The sequence below is a fragment of the Carboxylicivirga linearis genome (assembly GCF_018271995.1).
Taxonomy (GTDB): Bacteria; Bacteroidota; Bacteroidia; order Bacteroidales; family Marinilabiliaceae; genus Carboxylicivirga; species Carboxylicivirga linearis.
The window spans coordinates 1-4854 of record NZ_JAGUCO010000053.1 but is presented as its reverse complement, the minus strand read 5'-3'; the positions used below and the strand labels follow the sequence as shown (position 1 = coordinate 4854).

Annotated in this window: 6 protein-coding genes; 1 reads left to right on the top strand and 5 read right to left on the bottom strand. The window is 35.5% G+C overall.

Annotated features, from left to right (window positions below; genetic code table 11):
• Positions 1 to 92: 92 nt before the first annotated feature.
• The 3 genes from KEM10_RS23300 to KEM10_RS23290 form a co-directional block, all read right to left on the bottom strand.
• Positions 93 to 620: a hypothetical protein gene (locus KEM10_RS23300; protein WP_212220625.1), complete on the bottom strand. Its 528-nt coding sequence runs from the start codon at positions 618 to 620 to the stop codon at positions 93 to 95.
• 162 nt (positions 621 to 782) lie between these two features.
• Positions 783 to 1271: a hypothetical protein gene (locus tag KEM10_RS23295; protein ID WP_212220623.1), complete on the bottom strand. Its 489-nt coding sequence runs from the start codon at positions 1269 to 1271 to the stop codon at positions 783 to 785.
• A 161-nt stretch (positions 1272 to 1432) separates the two neighbouring features.
• Positions 1433 to 2122, bottom strand: a complete 690-nt coding sequence (locus KEM10_RS23290; RefSeq protein WP_212220620.1) for a hypothetical protein — start codon at positions 2120 to 2122, stop codon at positions 1433 to 1435.
• A gap of 230 nt (positions 2123 to 2352) precedes the next feature.
• On the opposite strand from KEM10_RS23290, the gene KEM10_RS23285 reads away from it, so the two are divergent.
• Complete coding sequence (locus KEM10_RS23285; RefSeq protein WP_212220617.1) at positions 2353 to 2538, top strand: hypothetical protein; 186 nt, start codon at positions 2353 to 2355, stop codon at positions 2536 to 2538.
• A gap of 595 nt (positions 2539 to 3133) precedes the next feature.
• Here the strand turns inward: KEM10_RS23285 and KEM10_RS23280 are convergent.
• Positions 3134 to 4030, bottom strand: a complete 897-nt coding sequence (locus tag KEM10_RS23280) for a DUF6602 domain-containing protein (protein WP_212220615.1) — start codon at positions 4028 to 4030, stop codon at positions 3134 to 3136.
• A 167-nt stretch (positions 4031 to 4197) separates the two neighbouring features.
• Positions 4198 to 4719 carry a hypothetical protein gene (locus KEM10_RS23275; RefSeq protein ID WP_212220612.1) on the bottom strand — a complete coding sequence of 174 codons (522 nt, stop codon included), beginning with the start codon at positions 4717 to 4719 and terminating at the stop codon, positions 4198 to 4200.
• Positions 4720 to 4854: the final 135 nt, after the last annotated feature.

The following is a 4854-nucleotide window of genomic DNA, read 5'->3' as shown; positions in this document are numbered from 1 at the left end:
AGTCGTGGTGTCGTGTCACCCGATAGGGGGACTAAGACGGTAGACTAAAGTGTCAGGACGAGCCGACCGAGCCATGCTTTATTTCCAGCGTGTTACAGCCCGTTTTTTCTTTTATCTAGAATATCTTTTGCTGCAACCCTAGCAGATTCCACATAATCATTGGGCTTATTTATGATTGCATGCAATTCCTTGTCAGTTAAATTTTCATATCTTTTTGAGAATCCCTTAATTTCCATTTGTTTGGAATTAGCTTCCTGACCAGCATCTGGATTATCAGATAAAAACTCTCTTATTGTCTGTCCATTTATTGCTAATTCTGCAAGAAAGAATAATAATACTAATGGGTTAATTTTTAGAAAGGGAATAATGTCCAAACTAAATGTGAACGTATAGTGTGAAAATTCAACAATATTTATTACCCCTATTGCTAGAATGCCCGTTAGTATTAGACCTGATAACTTTTGATTCCAGATTCTTGTCACTGCTGCGATTGTAAGTCCAGCAACACCACTGTAAAATTGAAAACTAACAACAACTGGCGAGGTAAATAGAGATATAAGGCTATAAGTTACTGATGCAATTAAAAATATCAATATTACAATTTCAGTACTTTTTCTCATGTTAAAGTTTTTTATGGGCTGTAACGTTTGCTGGATGAAGTCGTGGCGCATTAGTCGTGGTGTCGTGTCACCCGATAGGGGGACTAAGACGGTAGACTAAGGTGTCAGGACGAGCCGACCGAGCCATGCTTTATTTCCAGCGTGTTGGCTACCGTATTTTATTTATTTCCAATTATCTTCAACGTTCAAAGCAATTGCCAATTTCTTCAAAAATGCTTTCTTTATAAAATTCTTACTGGTCATTATAATAAAGGTAAAAACTGAAGGAATTAGAAACACAAGGCCTATTAATTCTCCAAAGCATAAAGTCGCAAGTCCTATTGTCAAGAAAAACAAAAACACATATTTTAATATTTCTGGATTAAGATTACCATACTTAAAAGTTAAACTCAGTTCTGTAATATGAGATGAAACTTGAGTCAATTTGCATATTCCTATAACTTCTAAAGGTCCACTATTTCCACAAGCCTCTGAAAGTTCTAGAAGATTCTTTCCCAATTTTTTTAGATAAACTCTATTCATTACTGCTCTCATATACATTTGTCCAAAATGAGTCGGAGCAACTTCTTTATAGAATTCTGCAGAATTCAACATTACTTCCTCTATTTCATTACAACTTAATTGTATTCTTTTTGTAATTACGTTTCTCATTAAGGATTATGTTTGATATGGTAGCCAACGTTTGCTGGATGAAGTCGTGGCGCGTTAGTCGTGGTGTCGTGTCACCCGTTAGGGGGACTAAGACGGTAGACTAAAGTGTCAGGACGAGCAAACCGAGCCATGCTTTATTTCCAGCGTGTTAGGCAACGTTTTTATTTGTTCATTATTTCCTCTAATTCGCTCTTTTGACCTTTGTAAATCTTAAAAAAGTCAGTCGGTTTATCTGCTATCATTTTTACTCTTTCCGTTTGGTCGTGATTTAGTCGATACACTTTTCCCTTTTTATCTACTGCAAAATAATTTCCGTCTTCCATATCCAAGATTGTATAGAACAATTTATCATCAAATTCAATTTCAAATGTGTAATCCAGTTCCAAAAGGTCAATTTGCTCCTTGCTTAGTGATTTCAATATTTTTTCAGCTGTCTTTCGGTCCGGATTTTCCATTTTCAGATGCTCAAGTTCTATTTCTCTTTTCTGAACTTTATTAAGGTCAAAGGTCTTATGGAAGTATTCTGGATTGTCAATTTCGATTCTGGTCAAACCGTCAGATTGATAATACAATTTGATAGGCTGATATAGGTTTTCCTTTTTGTTGAGAACTGATATTCCAGACAAGTTGAAGCAAGTCTTATGGTTTCTGTTGATAATTTCAAATTCCTTCGGGTTGTATCCACGGGATATATAGATTCCTTTTGGCTCATGCATAAAACTGATTCCGTAAATTTTCGAAAGTCCGACTGCTGTCTTGATTTGAGGCATTTCAGATTCCAAACATTCAGCTATTCTAAGTCCGAACTGTTCAATGTGCTTCTTTTTTGTCTTTCGATTGAATATACTCATTTCTAATGTTGCCTAACGGTCTAAAATATGAAATCGGTGGGGATTAAACGCACTCACCTTAAAAATAAATAAAATGTTTAATTGAAGCAGATGGGCTAAAAATAGCACTGCAACCCCACTGTTTTATATTTGTTGTTGTAGTGCGTTTTTGAGCGATGGCAAGACTAATTGAATACAAAGCGAACAAATATATAAAACCATGTCCGAAATGCGGCAACAACACTAAATTTATGATACACAGCGAACAAGTGGGGGAGGATATATGCGATATTTGGGCGGTATGTAAATGTGGATATGATCCAACTGAAACAAATACACTGCATAGACTTGAAGATGTGTGGGGAGGGACTGACGACAATAATTGTAGAGATGCTATTGATTGTACTTGGAATGAATTGTTGAAGTGCGAGGGCTAATGCACTACAACGTACAGTGGTATGAGGTCGTGGCGGATTGACGAGAGTCAATCTGTCTGACCGTGCAGAAGCAGGCACGAGATTCGACCCCGTCGAATCGGCACGAACCCGCCAATGCCTTATTACCACATGTTAGCGCCAGTTTATTTTCTTCTGTCCGTTCAAAATTAAGCGTCAAGTTATTGTAATTACTTCAATTTCTAGGTTTTCTCCGCGCGCAGGAAAAAGCTTCGTTCCAAAATTTCACTTTCCAACTTTGAAAAACTTCGCCCAACCTAATTTTCCAGATATGCTATTTTTTCTACTTTTCACTTCAAGCCCAAACTTGAGTTTCAAGGTAGCCTTCTGCCCGACCAAAAATAGAAGCTTGAGCTTCGGCCTGTTTCAACAACAGCTTTTTTCTTTTCTCGGTGATTATTTTCTGTTCGTTAAAATTGTCTCCTTAGTTTTTTAATTGGCGTCTAACGTTGACGGTATGTTGCGGGCGGCATTAGGAACAGCTTTCCTGTCTGCCGTTACGAATTTAATAGAAATTGCAAACCTATCAAATTGAGCTACTTGCCGCCTGAAATATACCGTGTGTTGTAGGTAGTATTTATTTCAAATCTAATGGTTTTCCTTTTCGAAAAGCATTTGCAGCATATCCTTCAAAAATCTTGTCTCCATTTAATACTGTAAGCGATAAATGTTTCCATAAATTAACCCAGAAACGATAAAAAACATCGGTCTCCGTTTCTAGAATATATGGTTTGTAATTACCTGATTCATTTGAGGGGTATAGCTTTTCCTTATGTCCTACTCCTTCAATTGGTGTCGTATAACAAGCAAATGCATAACCTAAAACCCCCAATGAGTTAACCCTATCTTCAGGAGCTAAAAGTTCATTAATTCTAAAGAAATGCTTAATTAAATCTGATCTATCTTTTTCATTTGAATTTACCATTAGTATTGAGTCGTATCGATAATTAAGGGAATTATCTGGCTTCTCAAGTCCTGCTAGATTATGATTTTCAACAATTCTACCGTATTCTGAACGAATTCTGTCTAGTCGTTTATACGTTACAATTTTCTCCATTGCTTTTTCCAGCGATTCCTTCGTAAGAGATTGTTTAATTTCAATAACAGAATAAACTGATTCGACAGGAATATGAACTCTTCTAGATTCATTTGTTGCACCATATTTAATCAAAGGAAACCATTGCTTATTCAAAATTACAATATCACAATCTCCACATGTAAGTCCTTTTTTATCAGATATAACTCCTGAAGTAATTTCATACCTAGATGGCAACAATAAACCTATTTCTCTTTTAAATAAGTCTTCTATCCCGATACCAGAATCATAATTATCAATATTAAACCTCTTTTCAATTTGAGATTCTGCAATTAATCTAGCTTCAATACTTTGACATGTTTGCAAAAAGGTATTACTAATAGCTTCCTGCTTATCTTGGCGAGGATTCCATTTTGAAATATCTGGTAACTGTATCATATCTTTATGGTTTGCGGTGTTATATTACCTACAACGGTTGGTACATGTTGCGGGGCGGATTTCGGAGAGCGTTCCTGTCCGAAGGACACGGAACTGCGATGCGAGAATCCGCGGTTGGCGTACCACCAAACCCCGCCCTGCAATATGTACTTTGTTGGCGGTAGTTTTTATTTTTTCTTCAAATAATTTATTATCCATTTCTTTTGTTTCTCGTCAAAGTGTTCAAAAAATGTAAATCCATTAATTGTCGGAACCTTAAACGAATACAAATTCACGATGTATTTAATCCCAATAAAATAATTAAAGCCTAAGTCACGGACCTTTGATAACTCAATATTCTTTTTTTCTTTTTTTTCTATTTTGACTTTTCTCGACAGGAAGGGGCGTCTCTTGTAAAAGACAAAATAATCTTTGTAAATTTCTATGATTTGTTTCTCTTTAAAAGCTAAGAATATTTGAATACCGAGTCCACCAATCATTAAGATGAAAATTAAAGAGAACACTATAAAACTAAAATCCTTGTCAACAGAGAAGAAAGCTATCGGATATACAATTATTCCACATGATAAAAAAAAGATTGCAAATTTGTCAGAGCCAGAAGAATGCTTTTTCTGAGCTATTATTGTTTTTTGCTCTTTTTCTTTATCAGTCAATATTTCAATTTCATCAGAAATTACAGTTCTTGTCATTTAATTGTCTATTATTTGAACGTCAGTTTAAATTACCGCCAACTATGTAATAGACGGAGTATGCTCTCTATCCCACATATAGCCAGTCTTGTTTTTTTTGTTACTACTATTTTAATATATAGTCTATTTTTTTTA

Excerpts from the sequence above, each read along its gene's own strand:
- KEM10_RS23300 (WP_212220625.1), bottom strand. The coding sequence starts at position 620 with ATGAGAAAAAGTACTGAAATTGTAATATTGATATTTTTAATTGCATCA.
- KEM10_RS23295 (WP_212220623.1), bottom strand. The coding sequence starts at position 1,271 with ATGAGAAACGTAATTACAAAAAGAATACAATTAAGTTGTAATGAAATA.
- KEM10_RS23290 (WP_212220620.1), bottom strand. The coding sequence starts at position 2,122 with ATGAGTATATTCAATCGAAAGACAAAAAAGAAGCACATTGAACAGTTC.
- KEM10_RS23285 (WP_212220617.1), top strand. The coding sequence starts at position 2,353 with ATGATACACAGCGAACAAGTGGGGGAGGATATATGCGATATTTGGGCG.
- KEM10_RS23280 (WP_212220615.1), bottom strand. The coding sequence starts at position 4,030 with ATGATACAGTTACCAGATATTTCAAAATGGAATCCTCGCCAAGATAAG.
- KEM10_RS23275 (WP_212220612.1), bottom strand. The coding sequence starts at position 4,719 with ATGACAAGAACTGTAATTTCTGATGAAATTGAAATATTGACTGATAAA.